Source organism: Pseudomonas sp. AF32 (assembly GCF_022342325.2).
GTDB classification, from domain to species: Bacteria; Pseudomonadota; Gammaproteobacteria; order Pseudomonadales; family Pseudomonadaceae; genus Aquipseudomonas; species Aquipseudomonas uvaldensis.
This window is the reverse complement of the sequence record NZ_RQJK02000007.1, coordinates 43,966-66,495: the sequence shown is the minus strand read 5'-3', so window position 1 is coordinate 66,495 and position 22,530 is coordinate 43,966. Positions and strand designations below refer to the sequence as shown.

Genomic DNA, 22,530 nt, shown 5'->3' with positions numbered 1-22,530 from the left:
GGCCGTGATGCGCACGGATTCGCCCAACGGCGCGAAGCAGCGCGGCATGGCGGTCATCAGCGCCCTGCTGATCGCCGCGGTGGTGGCGGTCATCGCCGGTGGCATGCTGACCCGTCAGACCTTGTTCACCCGCAGCCTGGAAGCCGAGCAACTGCGTATCCAGGGATCCGCACGCTTGCAGGGCGGGCTGCAATGGAGCCGCCAGGTGTTATGGGAGGCCCGGCAGCGCGACCCCCTGACGCGCTTTGGCCAGCCGTGGGCCAAACCCATCGTGATACCGGGATCGAGCCTGCTCGACACGCCGTTCGAAGGGCGACTGGAGGATGAGCAAGGCAAGTTCAACCTGCGCAATCTCGTCGCCAATGAAACGCTGGATCAGGAACAGGTGCGAGCCTTCGAGCGTTTGTGCGAGCAACTGGGTATCGCCGCTACGGTGCGGGCGCGCATCGTAGAACGGGTCATTGCGGCCTATCCACGTTTGCCGGCTCCGGAGTCGGTGAGCGCGACGGTGGCCGGTCAGACCTTCGAGAGCGGCCGGGATACCTCACCCGGTGCTTCCGCAAAACCGCTGGCGCCTACTCGGCCTATGCTGCGCACCTTGCAGGATCTTCGCACGGTCAAAGGTGTCACCCCGGGCGTGCTGGAAACGCTGGCTCCCCATATCACGATTCTGCCAGCCAATACCTGGCTCAACGGCAACACCGCCAGCGCCCAGGTGCTGGCGGCCTACGTACCGGGTCTGTCACTGCAACAGGCCCAGGCCCTGGTGGCCGAGCGTGACGGCGGCCACTGGTTCATCAATCGCGGCGATTTCGTCAATCGCCTGCGCATGCCGAAACTGGAAACCACCACTGTGAAGGTCGGTATCACCAGTGACTGGTTCCGCTTGCGGGGGCAGGCGCGCAGCGGCCAACGACGGGTTGAACTGGATGCCTTGTTGCAGCGCAGCCAGGACCGCTTGCCCCAGGTGATCTGGTCGCGGGTGGGCGTATGAAGCGCTTGCGGATAGGGCTGGCGCCACTGGGCAGCCTGGACCTGGACAGTCCGCTGGCGTTTGCCTGGCTGGACCGGCAGGGGCAAGTAATCGAGCAAGGACACGGCAGCCTCCGTGCGCTGGGCCAGGGCGCGAAAAACCTCTCGGTAGAGTGCTTTCTTCATCCACGGGACAGCGTACTGACCGGCCTGGCGTTGCCACGATTGCCGGCGGCCAAAGTTACAGCGGCCGTGACGTGCGCGGCCCAGGCCCTGATGCTGGGGGCCAGCGAGCAGATGCAGGTCGCCCATGGCCCTCGCGACAGCGATGGGCAGGTGCAGATTGCGTGGTTGGACCGCGAGTCGCTCAAGGTGCTCGGCCAGTTACTCAGCCAGGCCGGTCTGAGGTTGCGGGGCCTCTATCCCGCGCCGTACGCCTTGCCCGCGCTCGCCGGGCCGACGGCCTGCATCGATGATGGACACCTGCTGGTGCGCCATGGAGCGCAGTCCGCCACCGTGCAGCCATTGCTGGACGGCACACTGGACGAATGGCTGATGGAGGTGGGGCCAGGGCTGCATTGGATCGGCGAGCCGCCTCGGCCATCCATCACGGGCGTGCCGGCCACCCAGCGCTGGGTCGGGGCCGCGCCAGGGTGGGGGTTGCATGCCGGACTGACCCAGGGGCCGAGCGGGCGTGGCGGCTGGGGCCGGGCGGCGGCGATGTGCGCGATGGCCCTGGTCGTGTGGGTCGTCGGCCTGAACCTCTACGCCACTCGCCAGGCCGCCGAAGGCCAGCGTCTGAAAGCACAAATGAGCCAGCGCGTGAAGCAGGCGTTTCCGGCGTTGCCGGTGATCCTCAACCCCTTGCAACAGGCACGACAACAAATCGCTGCCCGCCGGGAGGGGGCCGCGACGGACCCGACGCAACGCTTCGCCAGTCTGGTGCAACAGGCCGGCATTGCGATGCCGTTCATGGCGGGCAACCTGCAGACGCTGGTGTTCGAGCACGATGAACTGCGCCTGACGGTCGTGGGCGAGGCGCAGAAAGCTTCCACCGAAGACGACTGGAAAGCGCCCCTGGTCCAGGCCGGTATCGATGTCGCCGCCATCGACCAGGGCTGGGCCCTGCGCGTGGCCCCGACCGGGACGGCCGCCCAGGACACTCCCGACGACGCATCGGAAACCGACGATGAATAAGCAATCCCTGGTGCTATTGAGGGCCCGCTGTCAAAGCACCTGGCAGGGCCTGGCGGTGCGCGAACGACGGGCGGTGACGCTGGCGGCATTGGTATTGGGCGGATGCCTGGTCTGGTTGACATTGATTCAGCCGCCACTCAAGACCATCGCCTACTGGCAAATCGAAACGCCGAAGCTGCGCTCGCAGAGCGAAGCCCTCGAAGCGTTGCTTCGCGATGCCGGCGGCCCCGCTCAGGGCCAGCCTCTCGAAGGGGCCCTGCGCCAGACCCTGGAGGCCAACGGACTGGGCGAGCATTACCGGTTGCAGCTAACCGGCACCGAAACCCACCCCCAAACCTGGCAACTGACGTTCGACGACGCCCCCGCCGATGGGGTGATGGGCTGGCTCCTGAGCAACCCCGGAGCATTCTCCCTGGAAGTGATCGAGGCCCGTTTGCAACGCACGGCCCCGGCCAATCCCGATGACACCGACACCGCCGGCACTTTGTCCGGAACCGTTCGCATGGATCAGGCGCAAGGCGCTAAGGAAGCTTCATGAAGGAGGCCAGATATCCGCGTCATTGGCGCAAGGCCGCGCCGCTGCTAATGCTCGCCTTGAGCGCTTGCAACAGTACGCCGCCAGCCTCGCAACCGCCGTTGCTGGTGGACAGTGAACTGGGCATGCCCCTGGGCAGCACTCAGCGCAGCGGCGATGCCTGGCTCGACCGCCAGCGGGCCCAGGCCCAGCGCGAGCAGAAAGCACCGGTCCGGCAGCCGGTCGACCTCACGTCCCGTGCGCGTGAATCGCGTAATAGCACACCGGCGCGCAACCCGCTGGGGGAGCAACCCGTGACGTTGAATTTTGTCGACGCCGATATCCAGGCCGTCGTGCGGGCTCTGTCCCGCTCCACCGGGCAGCAGTTCCTGGTGGACCCCAGGGTCAAGGGCAACCTGACCCTGGTGTCCGAAGGCCAGGTGCCGGCCCGCCAGGCCTATGACATGTTGTTGGCGGCGCTGCGCATGCAGGGTTTCAGCGTGGTGGATGTCGGTGGCGTCGCCCAGGTGGTGCCCGAAGCCGACGCCAAGCTGCTGGGCGGACCGATCTACAGTGCCGACAAACCGGCCGGTAACGGCATGCTGACCCGCACCTTTCGCCTGCAGTACGAGAACGCGGTCAACCTGATCCCGGTGTTGCGGCCCATCGTTTCACCGAACAACCCGATCAATGCCTACCCCGGCAACAACACCATCGTCGTCACGGACTACGCCGAGAACCTGACGCGGGTGGCGCAGCTCATCGAGGGCATCGATACCCCGAGTGCCATCGACACCGACGTGGTGCCGATCCAGAACGGTATCGCCGTGGATATCGCGCAGATGGTTTCCGACCTGCTGGAAACCCAGGGCGGTGACCAGACCCAGAAAATCAACGTGATCGGCGACCCCCGTTCCAACGCCATCATCATCCGCGCCGGCAGCCCTGAGCGCACCGAGCTGGCGCGCAATCTGATCTATAAGCTCGACAATGCTCAGAACAATCCGAGCAACCTGCATGTGGTGTATCTGCGCAACGCCCAGGCCGGCAAATTGGCCCAGGCCCTGCGGGGGCTACTGACCGGGGAAAGCGAGGGCGAGGGCAACGACAACTCGCGCCAGGTGCTCAGTGGCATGGGCGCCAGCACCAGCGGCCAGGGCGGGCAGGGCAGCAGCGACGGGGCGAGCAGCACCACCACCGGCAGCGCTTCGGTCACCGGTGGCAGCTACGGCCAGGGCTCCAGCGGGCATACCCAGGCATCGACGCAAAACGAGCAGAACCCGGCCTTCAGCGCCGGCGGCGTGACCATCCAGGCCGACGCCACCACCAATACCTTGCTGATCTCTGCGCCGGACCCGCTGTACCGCAACCTGCGGGAAGTCATCGACCTGCTGGACCAACGCCGGGCCCAAGTGGTGATCGAAAGCCTGATCGTCGAGGTCGGTGAGGATGATGCCAGCGAATTCGGCGTGCAATGGCAGAGCGGCAACCTGGGCGGCAGTGGTGTGATCGGTGGGGTCAACCTTGGCGGTACGGGACTGAACCTCAACGGCAAGACCAGCATCGACGTGCTGCCTCAGGGGCTGAACCTCGGGGTCGTCAACGGCACCGTGGATATCCCCGGCATCGGCAAGATCCTCGACCTCAAGGTCCTGGCCCGAGCCTTGAAAAGCAAGGGCGGAACCAATGTGCTGTCGACGCCGAACCTGCTGACCCTGGATAACGAAGCGGCGAGCATTTTCGTCGGCCAGACGATTCCATTCGTCAGCGGCAGCTACGTCACCGGTGGTGGGGGCACCAGCAACAACCCGTTCCAGACCGTGACTCGCGAGGAAGTCGGCCTGAAGCTCAACGTCCGGCCGCAGATTTCCGAGGGCGGCACGGTCAAGCTCGATATTTACCAGGAAGTCAGCAGCGTCGATAACCGCGCTTCGAGCACCACCGGGATTGTCACCAACAAGCGCGCCATCGACACCAGCATTCTTCTCGACGACGGGCAGATCATGGTCCTCGGGGGGCTGTTGCAGGACGGCTACAGTCAGAGCAACGACGCGGTGCCGTGGCTGTCGACGATTCCCGGCATCGGTGCGTTGTTTCGCAATGAGCGGCGGCAGATCACCAAGACCAACCTGATGGTGTTCCTGCGCCCCTACATCATCCGCGACACCGCAGCCGGGCGCGGCATCACCCTCAACCGCTATGACTTCATGCGCCGCGCCCAGGGCCTGCTGCAACCGGATCGCAGCTGGGCCATGCCGGACATGCAGGCTCCGCAATTGCCGGCCTCGGCCAGGGCGATTCCCAGCGCGACGCCTGTTGGGTTGCAAACGCCGCGGGCCGCGATCAAGGCGGTGCCGGTCGAAGGAGGCACTCGCTGATGAACACCTACCCCGGAAATACCACATTCGTGGCGAGGGGATTTATCCCCGCTGGGCTGCGCAGCGGCCCCAAAAAATCCTGCAACATCAACCTGACTTGCCTTGGTATCCGTCTGGGGGCCGCTGCGCAGCCCAGCGGGGATAAATCCCCTCGCCACAGGCTTTGTGCATGGCCAAGTGGTCGGAATACGTTGCCATGAACACCCTCCCATACGCGTGGGCCAAGGCCCAACGCCTGGTGTTGCGCCAGTTCGATACAGGCCCGGTGCTGACGGTGTGTCCTTCCACGCCCGGTTGGTCCATCAGCGAAGTGCGTCGCCAATTCGGCGATGTGCGGCTGGAGCGGGTGCGCGAGGAGGACATCGAAGGCTTGCTCAACAGCGCCTATGCCGACACCGGTAGCGCGGCGGCGGTCGTCGGGGCGGCGGAGAACGAGGTGGACCTCGACCGTCTGATGCAGGACATTCCCGAGGTCACCGACCTGCTCGATACCCAGGACGGCGCTCCGGTGATCCGCATGATCAACGCCTTGCTGACCCAGGCTGCCCGGGACGAGGCCAGCGACATTCATATCGAGCCCTACGAGAGCCATTCGGTGGTGCGCTACCGGGTCGATGGCACGCTGCGGGATGTGGTATCACCGCGCAAGGCGCTGCACGGTGCGCTGGTGTCGCGGATCAAGATCATGGCCCAGCTCGACATCGCCGAAAAGCGTCTGCCCCAGGACGGTCGCATCGCCCTGCGGGTGGCCGGGCGGCCCATCGACATCCGGGTGTCCACGGTGCCCACCGGCCATGGCGAGCGGGTGGTGATGCGCTTGCTGGATAAACAGGCCGGGCGCCTGCAATTGGAGACCCTGGGGATGGACCCGGCCGTGCTGGGTAAACTCGATCATCTGATCCGCCAACCCCATGGCATCGTGCTGGTCACCGGCCCCACCGGCAGCGGCAAGACCACCAGCCTCTACGCTGCCCTGTCCCGGCTGGACGCCAGTGTTCATAACATTCTTACCGTCGAAGACCCGGTGGAGTACGACCTGCCTGGCATCAGCCAGATCCAGGTCAACGCCAGGATCGACATGACCTTCGCCCTGGCGCTGCGAGCGATCCTGCGCCAGGACCCGGACATCATCATGATCGGCGAGATCCGTGACCTGGAGACGGCGCAAATCGCGGTGCAGGCCTCCCTGACCGGTCACCTGGTACTGGCGACGCTGCACACCAACGACGCCGTCTCGGCCATCAACCGCTTGATCGACATGGGCGTCGAACCGTTCCTGCTGGCCTCGTCGATGCTTGGCGTACTGGCCCAGCGGCTGGTGCGCAGGCTGTGCCAACAATGCAAGCAACCCGATCCGGCAGCGCCCGGCACCTGGCGCCCGGTGGGGTGCGCGGCCTGTAGCCAAACCGGCTATAGCGGACGCACCGGCATTCATGAGTTGTTCTGTATCGACGATGACATCCGCACGCTGATTCACCAGGGGGCAGGGGAGCAGGCTCTGCGCGCCACTGCCCGCCAGGCTGGCATGTTCAGCATGCGCGAGGATGGCGAGCGCTGGGTTCGCGGCGGGGTGACAGCCCCTGAAGAAATCCTGCGCGTGACACGGGACGCCTGATGAATCGCTATCGTTTCGAGGCGGCGGATGCCCAAGGCAGGATCGAGTCCGGGCATCTGGAGGCCGACAGCCAGGGGGCGGTTTTCAGCTTGTTACGCAGTCGTGGGTTGACGGCGTTGCAGGTGCAGTTGGAGCGCAACACGCCTCAAGCCCAGGGTGGCGGGCTGTTCGCCGCCCGGCTCTCCGATAACGACCTGGCCTGGGCCACCCGGCAATTGGCGAGCCTGCTGGGGGCGAGCCTGCCGCTGGAAGCCGCCCTGAGCGCCACGGTGGAACAGGCCGAGCGCAAGCACATCGCCCAGACCCTGAGCGCGGTCCGTACCGACGTGCGCAGCGGCATGCGCCTGGCCGAAGCTCTGGCGGCGCGCCCCCGGGACTTTCCGGACATCTACCGGGCGCTGATTGCAGCCGGCGAGGAGTCCGGTGACCTGGCCCAGGTGATGGAGCGGCTGGCGGACTACATCGAAGAGCGCAACAACCTGCGGGGCAAGATCCTCACGGCGTTCATTTATCCGGGCGTGGTGGGGCTGGTGTCGATCGCCATTGTGATTTTCCTGCTCAGCTATGTGGTGCCGCAGGTGGTCAGCGCATTTTCCCAGGCGCGCCAGGATCTGCCCGGATTGACGCTGGCGATGCTCACCGCCAGCGACTTCATTCGTGCCTGGGGCTGGCTGTGTTTCGCCGTGCTGGCCGGCGGGTTCTGGAGTTGGCGCCTGTACTTGCGCAACCCCCAGGCGCGCTTGAACTGGCATGCGCGGGTGCTGCGCCTGCCGTTGATCGGGCGTTTCGTATTGGGGCTCAACACGGCGCGCTTTGCCTCCACCCTGGCGATTCTCGGCGCAGCGGGGGTGCCGCTTCTCCGGGCGCTGGAAGCCGCGCGGCAGACACTGTCCAACGATCGCCTGAGCCTGAGCGTCAGCGATGCCACGGCCAAGGTCCGCGAAGGGGTCAACCTGGCGGCGGCGTTGCGGGTGGAAAAGGTCTTTCCGCCCTTGTTGATCCATCTGATCGCCAGTGGCGAAAAGACTGGCTGCCTGCCACCGATGCTCGAACGCGCCGCGCAAACCTTGTCCCGTGATATCGAGCGTCGCGCCATGGGCATGACCGCGCTGCTGGAGCCATTGATGATCGTGATCATGGGCGGCGTCGTCCTGGTGATCGTCATGGCGGTGCTGTTGCCGATCATCGAGATCAATCAGTTGGTGCAATAAACCAATCTCACCCATACCTCCCTGTGGCGAGGGGATTTATCCCCGCTGGGCTGCGCAGCAGCCCCAAATCCTGGCGCCTCGGTGCATCAGGCAAATGCGCAATCGACTGACATGGGGTCGCTGCGCAACCCAACGGGGATAAATCCCCTCGCCACAACAGCCAGGGTGCAGAAATATTTGCGGTGGTGTGTCTGCTCCCGACCCCTGTCAGCGCCAAACTCGGGTTCCTTGTTCTGTCATTTTCTCAAGGCAAGCAACCGTCCTGCGCCGCCTCCAGCATTTGTCCGTTTTCCGCATTCGTAAAACCCGTCCGAAAGCCCGACCCAGAGCCCTCGAACACCCGAGGAAATCCCCCGAAAAAGAGCCCCATGCTCCCGAGGTTTTTTCCTTTATCTGTCACCGGAAACTGCGAATTTCTACCCATGGCCTCACCCCACCGCCAGCGGCACAGGAACGAGCGCCATGACGGCAAGAACGCGTCATCCAACCTACGTACGAACACGATGAAAGGAGATTCTTCATGTTTAAGCGCAACGTTCTCGCAGTATCCCTGACCCTCGCCGGCCTCTGCGCCGCTCAGGCTGCCATGGCTGATGTCAACGGCGGTGGTGCTACCTTGCCTCTGCCCCTGTACCAGACTTCCGGTGTACTGACCGCCGGTTTCGCCCCTTACATCGGTGTGGGCAGCGGCGCCGGCAAGGCGGCTTTCCTGAACAACGACTACACCAAGTTCGTGGCTGGCAACACCAGCAAGAACGTGCACTGGGCCGGCAGTGACTCGAAGCTGAGCGCCACTGAGCTGAGCAACTATGCCACGGCCCACGGCGCTGCCTGGGGTCCACTGATTCAGGTGCCTTCGGTGGCCACTTCGGTTGCCATTCCGTTCAACAAGACCGGCACTGCCAACGTTGACCTGAGCGTCAACCAACTGTGCGGCGTGTTCTCCGGCCGTTTGACCGACTGGAGCCAGATCACCGGTTCCGGCCGTACGGGCGCGATCACTGTGGTCTATCGTGCTGAAAGCAGCGGCACCACCGAGCTGTTCACCCGTTTCCTGAACGCCAAATGCGCTGAAACCGGCACCTTCGCCATCACCACCAACTTTGCCTCCAGCTACAGCGGCGGCCTGCCAGCCGGCGCCATTTCGGCCACTGGTAGCCAGGCTGTGATGACTGCCGTGAACGCTGCCCAAGGTCGCATCACCTACATGAGCCCGGATTACGCTGCAACGACGCTGGCCGGTCTGGATGACGCCACCAAAGTCGCCCGCGTTGCCGGTGTTTCCCCAGCCCCCGCCAACGTATCGGCCGCCATCGCCGCTGTTGCGGTTCCTGCCGTCGCCAACCGCGCCAACCCGAACGCCTGGGTACCGGTGTTCGCCGCTACCACCAACCCTAACGACCCAAGCGTCGTGGCCTACCCAACCACCGGCTATCCGATCCTGGGCTTCACCAACGTGATCTTCAGCCAGTGCTACGCTGACGCAACCCAGACCACCCAGGTGCGCAACTTCTTCAGCCGCCACTACGGTGCGTTGGTCAACAACGATTCGGCTATCACTTCCAACCGTTTCGTGCCGCTGCCTTCGGCCTGGAAAACCGCCATTCGTGATTCCTTCGTCACGGCCTCCAGCGGTCTGAGCATCGGCAACACCAGCGTCTGCAACGCCATCGGTCGTCCGCTGTAAGCCCACGTTCGAGCGACCTGCAATACCTGATCAGCAACGGCGCGAGTCGTTGCTGATTTTTTGCGTATTGCCCGTACCAACACAGCCAAATGAAATTTTCATGACATCCGTTCGGTCCCGAACGGCTGCAACCGCCTAACCCCTATAACCAACGCTGGCAGCTTGATGGCACTGCGTTGCGCCCCTTAGAGCGAACCGAAAGGATGAGTAGGATGCTGCGCTGCAAACCCCGGACGAACCTGAATGCTTCCCGTCGCGATGGCGAGTTGTCGATGCTGCGGCTCAAGCCGTTGGCCCAGGCCATCGCGCTGCTTATGGTGGCCGGCAACGCCCAGGCGGCTACGGCGTTCAGTTCGGCCTGGTTTGCCGCCAAGGGGGCCTCCCAGGCCGCCGGTGCGGGGCGGCCCACGACGACACGGCCCGGTATGCCGCCACCGCTGGCCCAACAGCAACGGGCCAATGCGCAGTTGCAGCGTTCGCTGACCAACCTCAACAACACCGTGGCCGCCATCGCCGCCCAACAAGCCGCCCAGGCAGCGGGGCGGCAAGCGGCGTTCGGGCAGGTACAGGTCGTGCCCGACGGCTTGGGCGAGGGAGGACTGACGGTCGACAACAGCCTCACCCAAGGTTGGCTCAACGCCAAGGGACCGAAGCAGACCCAGGCCGGTGGCAAGACTACGGTGACGATCGAGCAGACCGCCGACAAGGCGATTCTCAACTGGGAAACCTTCAACGTCGGGCGCAACACCACGGTGGATTTCCAGCAGCAAGCGGACTGGGCCGTGCTCAACCGAGTCAACGATCCTCAAGCCCGACCCAGCCAGATCCAGGGCCAGATCAAAGGCAACGGCACGGTGATGCTGGTCAACCGCAACGGCATCATTTTCAACGGCAGCAGCCAGGTCAACGTGCGCAACCTGGCGGCGGTGGCCGCCAATATCAGCGACGAACAATTCAGCCAGCGTGGGTTGTACGTCGATGCCACCGGCAGCCAACCGACCTTCACCGACGCGGCGGGCAAGATTGAAGTGCAGCAGGGCGCACTGATCGAAACCCATCGCGCAGCCACCTCCACGGCCGGTGGTGGCTACGCCTTGCTGCTGGGCTCGGAAGTGGAGAACGCGGGATCCATTATCACCGCCAAGGGCCAGACCACCCTGGCGGCCGGCGACAGCTTCTACATTCGTCGCGGCCAGGGCACCAGCGGCAACCTGCGTTCGACCACCCGTGGCAATGAAGTCGCGACGTCACTCAAACCGGGCAGCAGCGCCGGCACCGTGATCAACAGTGGCCTGATCCAGGCGAGTACTGGCGACATCACGCTTACCGGGCACCGGGTGGAGCAAAACGGCGTGGCCGTCGCCAGCAGTTCGGTGGACACCCGCGGCACCGTGCATTTGCTCAACGCCATCAGCGATCGCAGCGGCAGTGTGACTTTGGGGCAAGGCAGCGTCACCGCCGTGTTGCTCGACGCCGCGGGCGGCAGCGCTCTGGACAGTCAACGCAACGCCGGGCCTGCCGGTCTGGACGGTACGCCGAACAATTTGATCACCGGCCAGTTCAACAATCTCAGCAGCGTGGTCGACCGCTCTGATCAGTCCCGTGTCGAGATTGTCAGCGGCGCCAGCGTCGATTTCCAGAAAGGCTCCATCACCCTGGCCACCGGCGGGCAGGTTGCGGTCAGCGCCGCCGGTCGCAGCCTGGTGCGCGATGGGGCGGTGATCGACGTGTCCGGCGCCATCGGTGTCAAGGTGGCGATGGAATCCAATTCCATCAAGGTCAACGTGCAGGGCAACGAACAGCGTGACGCGCCGGTGAATCGTGAGGGCGGCAAACTGACCAGCAATGATGTGTGGGTGGACGTGCGCGATCTGGTCTACGTCCCGGCGGGCACCAACGGCTACGCCACTGACCGCTGGTACACGGCGGGTGGTCTGTTGGAGGTTGGCGGTTATCTCGGCACCCGTGGCCACAGCGTCGGTGAGTGGGCGGCCCAGGGCGGTACCCTGACGTTCACCGGCAATGACGTGGTGACCCAGCAGGCGGCGCAGCTGAACCTGTCCGGCGGCACCCTGGATGTGCAGAGCGGCTACCTGCGCCAATCCTGGCTGAAAGGCGCCGACGGCCGTTTGTATGAGCTGTCCAAGGCGCCGGGCGACATCCTCTACACCGGCATCTACAAAGGCTACGAAGACCACAGCCAGCGCTGGGGACAGACCGATTACTACTACAACCCGCTGATTGCTCCGCGCGAGCGTTTCGAGGCCGGCTACACCGTGGGCCGCGATGCCGGCAAGCTGGTGGTGTCGACCCGCAACGCCGTGCTGGAAGGTCAGATCGTCGGCGAGGTCTACCAGGGCGAGCGGCAGACTCAGGCACCGAACCTCAACCTCGACGGCTACCAGCAGTCGCAGAACGCCGTGGCCCGTCGGGCTCAATTGTGGGTGGGCAGTTACACGCCGATCTATGACAAGGCCAGCGGCGTGATCAACAGTGGCCTGAACCCAACGTTCGACCAGGTCACCCTCGGCAAAGTCTCCAACAAGATCGCCGCCGGCCTGGACCTTACCTCGGCGGTCGGCTCCGACCGGCAAGGCAAGCTGGTGCTGGACAATGAATTGCTCAATGGCTTCCAGCTCGGCGCGGTCAAGGTGGCGGCGGGTGAAGGCATCAATGTCGATGGCGTACTCAAGGTCGCCGACGGCGGCGACATCACGCTTTATGCCCCGCAGGTCGAGGTGAATGCCGACCTGACGGCCCGCAGTGGCCGCATTACTTTGGGCAATGTGCTCAAACAGGTCAGGACCGATAATTTCCAAATGGGAGACGTCACCCTTTCACCCGCCACGGGACAGCGGGCGATGGTCACCTTGGGCGAAGGCGTCAAACTCGATACCGCCGGGCGCTGGAGTAATTTGTTGCTCGACGACACCGGCCGCCAAGGCCTGCCGTTCATCAACGGCGGCACCGTATCCGTGCGCAGCAGTGGCGATATCGATGTGCAGCAGGGCAGCCTGATTGACGTCAGCTCCGGTGCTGCCGTCATGGCCGATGGCAAGATTCGCGGTGGCAAGGGTGGTGACCTGACCTTGACCGCGAGTACCGGTGCATCGTCCGGTAACGGCGATTTGAACCTCGAAGGTGAACTGCGCGGCACCGGCGTGAACGGCGGCGGGACCTTGAAGCTGGCGGCCAGCAAAGTGCTGATCGGCAACACCAGCACCGGCCTCGAACCTGGCACTCTGCAACTGGGCGGCGATTTCTTCGACAAGGGGTTCTCGGCCTATGACATCACCGGCAACGAAGGCCTGACCGTGGCCGACGGGACCCGGGTCGATGTGACGATGCCGGTGTACCGTTTGGGTGAGCAGGCGTTGGTCACCGGCAGCGACGCAGCGCCGGCCGATGCGTTGCAGCGCTGGACGCCGGAGCTGTATCAGGAAGACGCAGTCAAAGGCATTCTGACCCAGCGTCGTGGTGCGAGTCTGAGCCTCACTGCCGGTACCGTGAACGCCAGCGCCGCCGACATGGCGAGCACGGTATTGAGCCTGGGCAAGGGCAGCGTGATCAGTGTCGATCCGGGCCAAGGCATTGATATACGCAGCATTGGTCAATTGACCGTCAACGGCACACTCAACGCATGGGGAGGGCGGGTCAGCCTTACCGAGTTGAGCGTCAATGATGCGGTTCGCGATCAGGTCAATGCCCAAGGCCATGGTCGTTCCATCTGGCTGGGCGAGCAGGCGCTGATCGATGTTTCCAGCCGGGCCGTGACTGCACGGGACATGCGCGGCCAGACCTACGGCCTGGTCCGCGATGGCGGGCAGATTGTTGTCGGCGGCCAGATCGATGCGGCGAAAGGATCGACGTCGGCCTCCGAGCTGTTTGTGGTGGTGCGCGACGGTGCCCGTCTGCAAGCGGATGGCAGCCAGGCCGTGCTGGATGTTCCGGGCCAGGGTCGCACGTTGGTCGCGAGCAATGGCGGCAGTATTTCCCTGGCGTCGGCCAATGGCCTGTATCTGGACGGTGCGTTCAGCGCCCGCTCCGGGGGCGACGGGGCGGCTGGGGGCAGTCTGTCGGTAGCACTGGAAACCCCCTATTACCTGAAAAGCGCGGTCAATGACCGAGTGTTGAATGTGCGTGAGCTGGTTTTGAGGCAAGTCGCCCAGGCAAGCTCGCTGAGCGATTCGGCGGAAACCTCGGCGGACTCGTTGGTTTATGGGCACGGCCAGCTGGGTATCGATCAGGTTCGGGGCGGTGGTTTCGACAGCCTGTCGTTGTTGAGCAACGGCCTGATGAGCGTGGATGGCGACCTCTCGATATCCCTCGGCCAAGGCCTGGCCTTGTACGCCCGCAGTTTTGGATTGAGTGCAGCGGCGCCCGCCAATACCCGGGTCGAGCTCAATGCGCCCCATGTGTTGCTGTCGACTGCGACAGGGCTGGCGAGCACTCGACCGAGTTTTGATCCCTACACCCGGCCAGTGATCGACGGTGGCGGGGTGTCTCTACTGGCGAACAAGGCGGTGTTTTCCGTCAACTCGGATCTGCTGGATGTGCAAGGCAATGTGATGTTCAGCAGCAAAGGCACCGTGAGGCAGGCCGATGGCAGCACGGTGGAGCTTGAGCGCGCAGGTTTCGATCAGGTCCAGCTAAGCAGCCGGGGTGATATGCGTTTCCTGGCCGGGTTCTCTGGCAACGATATGCCGGAAGGTTTCACTACCCAATTACTGACGCCTTCGGACATGCTCTTGCAGGCGGCCCAACTGTATCCGGCGACGGGGGTCGGGGCACGGATATTGGCAGGATATGGTTGGGGAACTGAACCCGGTAGCAGCACCAGGCTCTATGACCCGACGCGTCGCCTGGTGATTGGGCGTACCACCCAGGTCACACCACAAGTGCCTTATTCAGTCTTCGGTCGCCTGCAACTAGGCAGCGCGAAGATCGAACAGGGTGGTGTCGTGCGAGCACCCTTGGGGTTGCTTGAAGTCGGTACAAACAGCGGAGAGGGTATATCGGCTCGGGTAGACCTGTTGCCGGGCAGCCTGACATCGGTCAGTGGCCTGGGCCTGGTCTTGCCTTATGGCGGCACTGTCGACGGACAGAGTTATCAATACGCTGGAAAGAAGGTTGTGTTGCTGGGACAAGGAGCGGTGCCCTCCGGCAATGGTGACCTGAACATCGGTGTGATTCTCGGCGGCAAGTCGGTGGCGGCCGAGGAAGGCTCGGTACTCGACCTCTCGGGTGGCGGTGAATTGCTCGGCGCCGGTTTTATCTCTGGCCGGGGTGGTTCCACCGATGCGCGTTTCAACCCGCTGGTGCAAATCGGCACCAATGGCGGTTTCACGTTACCGGGGCTGTCCAGCAATCCGGTCTACGCCATCGTGCCCGGCAATCAGAGCCCATACGCGCCGGTTGCAGCCGAAGGGGGGGCGGTGGATCCCAGGGTCGGTCAGCAGATCACCATCGGTGCCGGTGTGCCTGGGCTGGCTGCCGGCACTTACACCCTGATGCCGTCCACCTATGCCTTGCTGCCGGGTGCGTTCCGGGTCGAGGTCAATGGCTTGGCGGGGCAGGGCGCCACAACGGGCGCGCAGCAGATGCGCAATGGTTCCTGGACCACCGCCGGGGTGCTGTCGGTGGCCAATACCGGGCAGCGCAACAGTTTGTCCAGCCAGGTCATTCTGACTTCGGGCGATGTGCTGCGCCGCTACTCGCAATACAACGAAACCAGCTACGCCCAGTTTGTGCTGGCCGATGCCGCTCGCCTGGGCGTGCCTCGGGCAATGTTGCCCGTGGACGCCAAGACGTTGAAATTGAACCTGGCAAAGGGCGCGGGGGATCAGGCGTTTTCCTTCAACGGCACCGGCAAGTTCGCGCCTCAGACGGGCGGCTACGGCGGTACCGTCGCGGTGGTGGGCGGCGCCGGGAGCGCATTGGAAGTGGTCGCTGACGGGCGTGGGGCAACGGCCGGCTTCGACGGCGTGACCCTCAATGCCGCAAGCCTCAATGCATTGAAGGCTACACGCCAAGTAATTGGCGGCCAGTTTTACGTTGACTATGGTCAGGGAGGGAACTACATCACGCCGCAAAGGGTGTCCCGCAGTGTTGCGTTGCGTGAAGGTGCGATCCTGTCGGCGCCCGAGGTATTGCTCCTGGCCGACGGCGGTGAGCTGTTGGTGGAGCAAGGCGCAGCCATCAACACCATCGGGCAGGGCAAGGCCGCGTACGATGCCCGCGATGGCTTTATCTATAACCTCAATGTGAAGAACCAGAATTACAACATGCTGGCGGCCTCCAACGGCTTGCTCAACGTGTTGGCTCCGCAGTCGGGTGCCGCGGGTTCGGTCAATATCGGCGGGTGCAGCCTGACACCGTGTAGCGGCGTGACTCGGATTCACTCCGAAGGCAGCCTCGTTGCTGCCTCCGGCAGCAGCCTGCAGTTGGATGACCAGGTGCGTTACGGCACCCGTCACCTGACCCTGGCCCTGAGCAATATCAACGTCGGCACGGCCCAGGCGCTCAGCGATGCGGCGATGCGGCAGGTCTTGCCAGCGGGTCTGACCCTGAGCCAGACCGTGCTTGATCGCCTGTTGCTCGGCGACACCGGGTACGGCGCACCCGCCCTGGAAACCCTGGAGTTGTCAGCCAGTCAGGCGCTGAATTTCTACGGCACCGTCAGCCTTGACACCTATGACTCGACCACTGGCAAATCGCGCCTGAGCAACCTGATGCTCAGCACCCCGGCCATCTATGGCGCCGGCAACGCCAATGACGTAGCGACCATCCGGACCGCCAATCTGGTCTGGAACGGTGCCGTCGGCGCGCCGGGTTCGGTGATTGCCGGCGGAGCCGGCACCGGTGCCGGTCGCCTGGACATCCAGGCCCAGCGCATCGAGTTCGGCTACGGTGCGTTTGCCCAGCCCAGCTCGCTCACCACCCTGGACCGTCTGGCCCTGGGCTTTGCCAACGTCAACCTCAGCGCCAGTGAACGGCTGACGGCCAACCACAAAGGCAGCCTGGCGGTGTATCAGAGCCAGGGCGCCTATGACGCGAAAACAGGTTTCGCCTACAGCGGCGGCAACCTGAATATCCTCACCCCGTTGCTCACCGGCGAAGCCGGGTCGGTCAACCGCATCACCGCGGGTGGCGCGATCAACGTAGCAGGTGCGAGCGCTAAGCCGGGCACCGTTTCCGGGCTCGGTGGCGAGTTATCCCTCAAGGGGGCCAGCCTCAACCTGGCCAGTGCGGTGGTGCTGCCCAGTGGCAAGTTGACCCTGAGCGCGACCGATGACCTGACCCTGGCCAATGGGGCGTTGATCGACGTAGCCGGTCGCGGGATCACGTTCAACGATGTCACGCGCTACAGCGCCGGCGGCGAGGTCATCCTGCAAAGCCGCAACGGCAACATCCATCAGGCCGGCGGGTCGAGCATCGACCTCTCGGCGCGCAACAACCAGGCCGGCCGGCTCAGCGCCGTGGCCCTGGATGGGACGGCGGGGATGGTGGACCTGCAAGGGCGAATCCTGGGCAGCAGCTCGGGCGAATATGACGCCGGCGGCACCGCCATGCCGTACCTGGCCGGCGGCGTGGAGATCCAGGCCCAGCGCCTGGGCGGTGGTGGCAGCCTCAGCGAGCAGTTCGCGGCGTTGAACCAACGGTTGAATGAGGGGCAGGTCTACGGTTCCCGTGGCTTCCAGCTTAAACAGGGCGACCTGGTGATCGGCGAAGGGCTCAAGGCCTCGACCATCAGTGTGTCGGTCGATAACGGCAATCTGTTGGTCAATGGCAAGGTAGACGCCAGCGGCGAGCGGGTTGGCAGCATCCGGCTGGCGGCGGGTCGTTCCCTGACGCTGGGCCGCAACGCGATACTCGATGCCCACGGTAATCGCCTGCGGGTGGACAGCTACGGCAAGATCATCGATTCGCCCAACCGTGCCATCGTCGACCTGACGTCCCGCGCCGGTGTGTTGACCTTGTCCAACGGCGCCCGCATCGACCTGCGCCATGGCGTTGCGGCGACAGCCGGCCAGCATGACGGTCGCGCCCGTGGCACCCTGGAGCTCAATGCCCGGCGCGCCGGCCCGGATGCCACCCACGGCGACATCGCCATCGACGCCAGTGGCAACCTGGACATTCAGGGCGCGCGGTCCATCGCCGTCAATGGTATGTGGCAGTACAGCGACGCGGAATATGGCAGCGATCCGGCGGCCAGCGGACGCCCTTATCAGGTCATCGACCAGGCATACCTGGACCGCAAGCATCAGGACAGCACAGCCTTCATCAACGCGGCGCTGAACAACGACGATTTGATGCAACGCAAACTCGGCGGCCTGAACAACGCCCGTTATGCCGATGCGTTCCACTTGCGGCCCGGCGTCGAAATCGTCAGTGCAACCGCCGACGGTGATCTGGTGGTGCAGGGTGACCTGGACCTGTCCGGTTATCGCTATGCGAGCGTCAACCCGCACACGCAGAAAACCGCCGTGTACGGCTCCGGCGAGGCCGGTGCGTTGACCCTGCGCGCCGGGGGCGACCTGAGCATCTACGGGAGCATCAACGACGGTTTCGCACCGCCACCGGCCACGCAGGATGACAAGGGCTGGGTGTTGCTGCCCGGGATCGACTTCACGGGGGGCGACATTGTCGTACCCGGTGCCGGCGTGACCCTGGCCGAAGGCACGGCCTTCCCGGCGGGGACCACGTTGAACTACGACTTGCCGATCAAAAACGTGATGTTGGCGGCGGGCACCCGATTGCCGGTGGCGGCGATTCTCGAACAACCACTGGAGCTGCCCGCCGGCACCGTATTGGCGGCCGCCGTGCACGATGCCTCCGGCAATCTGTTGTTTGCCGCGGGCACCTTGCTGAACCAGGCCCAGACCCTGCAGGCCGGCTCGCAACTGGGAGCCGGCAGCGTGTTGAGCGCCCCCACCGCGTTGCTCGGCTTCACCTGGCCGAAGGGCGTTGCGTTGCCCAACGTGGCGAACGCGGGCAATGCACAGAGCAACATCCTCAGGCTGGACCGCAGCCTGGCCCTGAACCGTGGTTCGTTGATCCCGTCCGGTACCGATGTGAAGTTGCCCGATGGCGTCGAGTCGATCCAACTGCGTCCGGAAATCGCCGGCAGCCAGGGGCGGATGTGGGCCGTCGCTCCGATGCTTGCCGAAGGGTCGCAATCCTGGTCGCTGCGGTTGGTGGCCGGGGCCGATACGACAGCGGCGGACAGCCGGATTGTCCAGCCGGAACCGGTGCATGGCGATTTGCGTTTTGCCGACAGCCATTACGGCATGTTTGGTAAGCCGGTACCGGCCAAAGGCGTTTTCATCTGGACTGAAGCCGGGGTCGCAGAGCTTCTGAACGCCGGGGTCACTGTCGAGCTTGGCGCACCCATCGACCAGGAGATCGTTGGCGCCTTCGGTTATGCTTCGGTCGATGCATTTTGTGCCGACCTTCCGTTCATGTGTGCGCAGCAATCTTCCTACAAGTGGACTGAGGCGGCGGTGGAGGCGCTGGCGGGATCCGGTTATGACGTCAAGGCAGGTGCGCCGATCGATGCGTCGGCTGCCCAGTTTTTCGGGTTCGATTCGGTCCAGGCGCTTTGTGAATATGCGCCGGAATTGTGTGCGGCCCTCGGCGTGGACTACAAGCTGGTCGCCGGCAGTACCCGCCCGAGCGTCATTCGCACCGGCACCGGCGACCTGGAACTGCTCAGCGGCGGCAGCCTGCGCATGGATTCGTTGTTCGGCATCTACACCGCCGGCACCTCGTCAACGCCGACGTTCCCGGGCGATCCCTACAACCAGCCCAAAGCCCTGGGCACCAATGGCAAGGTGCTCAACGACGAGAATGGCAGCTACGAAAAACTCGTGGATGGTGGCACAGAGAGCATCTACCGCGCCTGGTATCCGGACGCGGGCGGTAACCTGTTGCTCAAGGTCGGCGGCGATCTCAGCGGTAACTTGACCGCGCCCGCCGCCACCCCTGTCGGGCGACCGAACCCTGCCGACAAGGGGCAGGATTCGGCCAATGTCGGCAACTGGCTCTGGCGCCAGGGCAACGGTGATCCGGTGAACGGCCAGCCGACGGCCTGGTGGATCAATTTTGGCAGCTATACCGCGTCGACAGAGCCAGGGGGCGCTGATCAGATGGCCGGTTTCACCGGGTTCGGGACCTTGGGCGGCGGTGATCTGGACGTACAGGTGAAGGGGGACGCGGGGGTATTGAACCGGCTCGCCGGTGGTGACTTCAATACAAACATCACCCCCCGCAGCCAGGGGCTGCTGTTGGCTGTGGGCAGCACGGGTCGCGTAGGCGCCGATGGCAGCCTGCAACTGACCGGCGGCGGTGATCTCAATCTGCGGGTGGGCGGTGCTGTGAACCCAGAAAGCCTGTTCGTGAACGGGCATCTCAACGGTGCGGTCATCAACCTGCGAGGCCACGCGCAGATCGATAGTGGCGCCATCGGTCGTATTGATCTTCAATACGGCAACGCTGCCTCAGCACAGTCTCCGGGAGAAACGCGAGCCTACGACTCCTTCAAGTCCACGCGAGGGTTGGCTACCGGTGGGCTGACCCTCATGCCGGGCGATGCCACCTTCGATCTGGCAACTTCGGGCGATCTTGTCGTGATGGACGTTGCCGACCCCGGCCGGGCACCGATGATGAGCGCTTCTCGCTTCAAGGACGGTGACAGGAACGGGTCGGGACTGAGCTGGTTCACGCTATGGACGGCCAATACCGCGATCGACTTGTGGTCGTCCGGAGGTAACCTGACACCTTACACCTCCAGTACCGCAACGGACCTGGCGGTGGTCTACCCATCGATCCTGAGAGCCGTGGCGGCCGGTGGCAGCCTCTACTATGGAAAGTCGTCAGTGTTATATGAAGCAGGCTACAGCGGCGACAATCGCCCAGCCCTGCTGCTTGCTCCCGGCATCAACAGCGAATTGCAATTCCTCGCCGGCGATTCCATCTACGGCGGCGACCTGTCGGTCAGTCGTTCCGGTGCCGCGTCGTCCGCCTTGGCGACGCCATTTCGTCCCGCCTATGTCGCTTCAGTCGATGGCGGCATCAGTATCAAGGTCAGCAATCTTTCGGCCGATGGTAATCCCGTGGTCCTCAGCAGGAATCAATTGCCGCTGTTTGCCTTCGCCACCAGCAGCGCCTCCAGCGAATGGGCTGCCAATGTCGATCCTGCCCGCTTCTATGCGCTTAACGGTGACCTGCTGGCAGTGACCACTGGACGAACGATGACATCAGTTCCCACGGGCAAGTGGCCGGGGCGAATTGCCTACGAAGGCGCCGGAACGGTCCGGATGATGGCTGGGCGAGACATCGTCAGCAGCGGGATACCGCTGGGCGGATCGCGCAGTGATGACCTGGAGGCGGGGAATTACACCGTCGATGGCAACCTCTTCATCCACAACAACCCCACCGACATCTCCATCGTCTCGGCCGGGCGTGACATCCTCTACAGCCACTTCAACGTCGCCGGCCCCGGCCTGCTGGAGATCACCGCCGGGCGCAACATCCTGATGGAGGACAAGGTCAGCATCACCAGCCTCGGCGCCGTGGTGCCGGGGGATTCGCGCCCCGGCGCGAGCTTGGTGCTGCAAGCCGGCGCGGGCCTCAATGGGCCGGATTACGAGCGCTTCGTCAAGGCGTACCTGGACCCGGCGAACCAGGCCCTGGCTGGTGTACCGCTGGCGAGCCAGAACGGTAAGGTCGCCAAGACCTATGAAGCCGAGTTGGCGGATTGGCTGGAGCAGCGCTTCGGCTTCAGCGGAGATACCGAGCAGGCCCGCGCTTATTTCGCGAGGCTGCCGGCCGAGCAGCAGCGGGTATTTGCTCGCGAGGTGTATTTCGCTGAGCTCAAGGCTGGCGGTCGTGAGTACAACGAAGTCGGCGGCGTACGCCAGGGCAGCTATCTGCGCGGCCGCGAGGCTATCGCGCTGCTGTTCCCGGACAAGGACGTGGCGGGCAATGCGATCACCTACAAAGGCGATATCACGATGTTCGGCGGGGCGGGTGTGCACACCGATTTCGGCGGCAGCATCCAGATGCTCACGCCGGGTGGCGGCCAGACCTTCGGCATCGAGGGCAACGCGCCGCCGTCCACCGCAGGCGTCATTACCCAGGGTGAGGGGGATATCCAGTTGTATGCGCGCAACAGCATCCTGCTGGGGCAGAGCCGGATCATGACCACCTTTGGTGGCTCGATTCTGGGCTGGTCGGCTCAGGGCGATATCAACGCCGGTCGCGGTTCGAAGACTACCGTGGTCTATACGCCGCCCAAACGGCTGTACGACACCTGGGGCAATGTGACCCTGTCGCCGTCGGTGCCGAGTACCGGGGCCGGTATCGCCACCCTCAACCCGATTGCCGAGGTGGCGCCAGGCGATATCGACCTGATCGCACCGTTGGGCACCATCGATGCGGGCGAGGCGGGGATCCGGGTGTCGGGTAACGTGAACATCGCGGCGCTGACCGTGGTGAACGCCGCCAACATTCAGACCCAGGGCAAATCCACCGGCGTGCCGTTGGCCGCCACGGTGAACACGGGGGCGATCACCTCAGCCAGTTCGGCGGCGTCCTCGGCGACCCAGGCGGCGGAAGAGGTCGCCCGCCAGCAGCAGTCGGCGGCGCGGCAGAGTCAGGCGTCGGTGTTCACCGTGCAAGTGGTGAGCTTCGGCTCCGAGCAACTGGCCCCGTCCCGCGACGGCGCCAGCCGCGAAACGCCCAGGGCCTATGATCCGGCCAGCCCTGTGCAAGTGCTCGGTGCCGGTCCTCTGGATGAACAGACACGGCAGCGGCTGACCGAGGAGGAGCGGGGGCGGTTGAGTTTGTGAGTGGTGCGGGGCAGTGGTGGCGTTGGCTGTGCTGCCCTCATCGCGAGCCGGCTCGCTCCCACAGAGGCTCGGCGTCGTGCAGAAGATGTCTGGATGGGGGGACCA

Annotated in this window: 8 protein-coding genes; all 8 read left to right on the top strand. The window is 64.4% G+C overall.

What is annotated here, in order from left to right; all coding sequences use genetic code 11:
- The first annotated feature begins 7 nt into the window (after positions 1-7).
- The 8 genes from gspK to EGM97_RS08770 all read left to right on the top strand — a co-directional run bounded on the left by gspK (position 8) and on the right by EGM97_RS08770 (position 22,425).
- Positions 8-994 (top strand): type II secretion system minor pseudopilin GspK, encoded by a 987-nt coding sequence (gspK, locus tag EGM97_RS08805; protein WP_238963215.1) that lies wholly within the window; start codon positions 8-10, stop codon positions 992-994.
- Positions 991-2,169: a type II secretion system protein GspL gene (gspL, locus tag EGM97_RS08800; RefSeq protein WP_238963214.1), complete on the top strand. Its 1,179-nt coding sequence runs from the start codon at positions 991-993 to the stop codon at positions 2,167-2,169. Before gspK ends, gspL begins: the two co-directional genes overlap by 4 nt.
- Positions 2,162-2,707 (top strand): type II secretion system protein GspM, encoded by a 546-nt coding sequence (gspM, locus tag EGM97_RS08795; RefSeq protein ID WP_238963213.1) that lies wholly within the window; start codon positions 2,162-2,164, stop codon positions 2,705-2,707. The genes gspL and gspM overlap by 8 nt, the downstream gene beginning before the upstream one ends.
- Positions 2,704-5,061 (top strand): type II secretion system secretin GspD, encoded by a 2,358-nt coding sequence (gene gspD, locus EGM97_RS08790; protein ID WP_238963212.1) that lies wholly within the window; start codon positions 2,704-2,706, stop codon positions 5,059-5,061. The genes gspM and gspD overlap by 4 nt, the downstream gene beginning before the upstream one ends.
- A 196-nt stretch (positions 5,062-5,257) precedes the next feature.
- Entirely contained in the window at positions 5,258-6,676 is a 1,419-nt protein-coding gene (gspE, locus tag EGM97_RS08785; protein ID WP_238963211.1) for a type II secretion system ATPase GspE, read from the top strand.
- Positions 6,676-7,887: a type II secretion system inner membrane protein GspF gene (gspF, locus tag EGM97_RS08780; protein WP_238963210.1), complete on the top strand. Its 1,212-nt coding sequence runs from the start codon at positions 6,676-6,678 to the stop codon at positions 7,885-7,887. Before gspE ends, gspF begins: the two co-directional genes overlap by 1 nt.
- Positions 7,888-8,407: 520 nt before the next feature.
- Positions 8,408-9,574, top strand: a complete 1,167-nt coding sequence (locus EGM97_RS08775; RefSeq protein ID WP_238963209.1) for a substrate-binding domain-containing protein — start codon at positions 8,408-8,410, stop codon at positions 9,572-9,574.
- A 212-nt stretch (positions 9,575-9,786) separates the two neighbouring features.
- Entirely contained in the window at positions 9,787-22,425 is a 12,639-nt protein-coding gene (locus tag EGM97_RS08770; protein ID WP_238963208.1) for a filamentous hemagglutinin family protein, read from the top strand.
- Positions 22,426-22,530: the final 105 nt, after the last annotated feature.

Bases quoted from the DNA above. Each gene is read 5' to 3' on its own strand.
- gspK (WP_238963215.1), top strand. From the start codon at position 8: ATGCGCACGGATTCGCCCAACGGCGCGAAGCAGCGCGGCATGGCGGTC.
- gspL (WP_238963214.1), top strand. From the start codon at position 991: ATGAAGCGCTTGCGGATAGGGCTGGCGCCACTGGGCAGCCTGGACCTG.
- gspM (WP_238963213.1), top strand. From the start codon at position 2,162: ATGAATAAGCAATCCCTGGTGCTATTGAGGGCCCGCTGTCAAAGCACC.
- gspD (WP_238963212.1), top strand. From the start codon at position 2,704: ATGAAGGAGGCCAGATATCCGCGTCATTGGCGCAAGGCCGCGCCGCTG.
- gspE (WP_238963211.1), top strand. From the start codon at position 5,258: ATGAACACCCTCCCATACGCGTGGGCCAAGGCCCAACGCCTGGTGTTG.
- gspF (WP_238963210.1), top strand. From the start codon at position 6,676: ATGAATCGCTATCGTTTCGAGGCGGCGGATGCCCAAGGCAGGATCGAG.
- EGM97_RS08775 (WP_238963209.1), top strand. From the start codon at position 8,408: ATGTTTAAGCGCAACGTTCTCGCAGTATCCCTGACCCTCGCCGGCCTC.
- EGM97_RS08770 (WP_238963208.1), top strand. From the start codon at position 9,787: ATGCTGCGCTGCAAACCCCGGACGAACCTGAATGCTTCCCGTCGCGAT.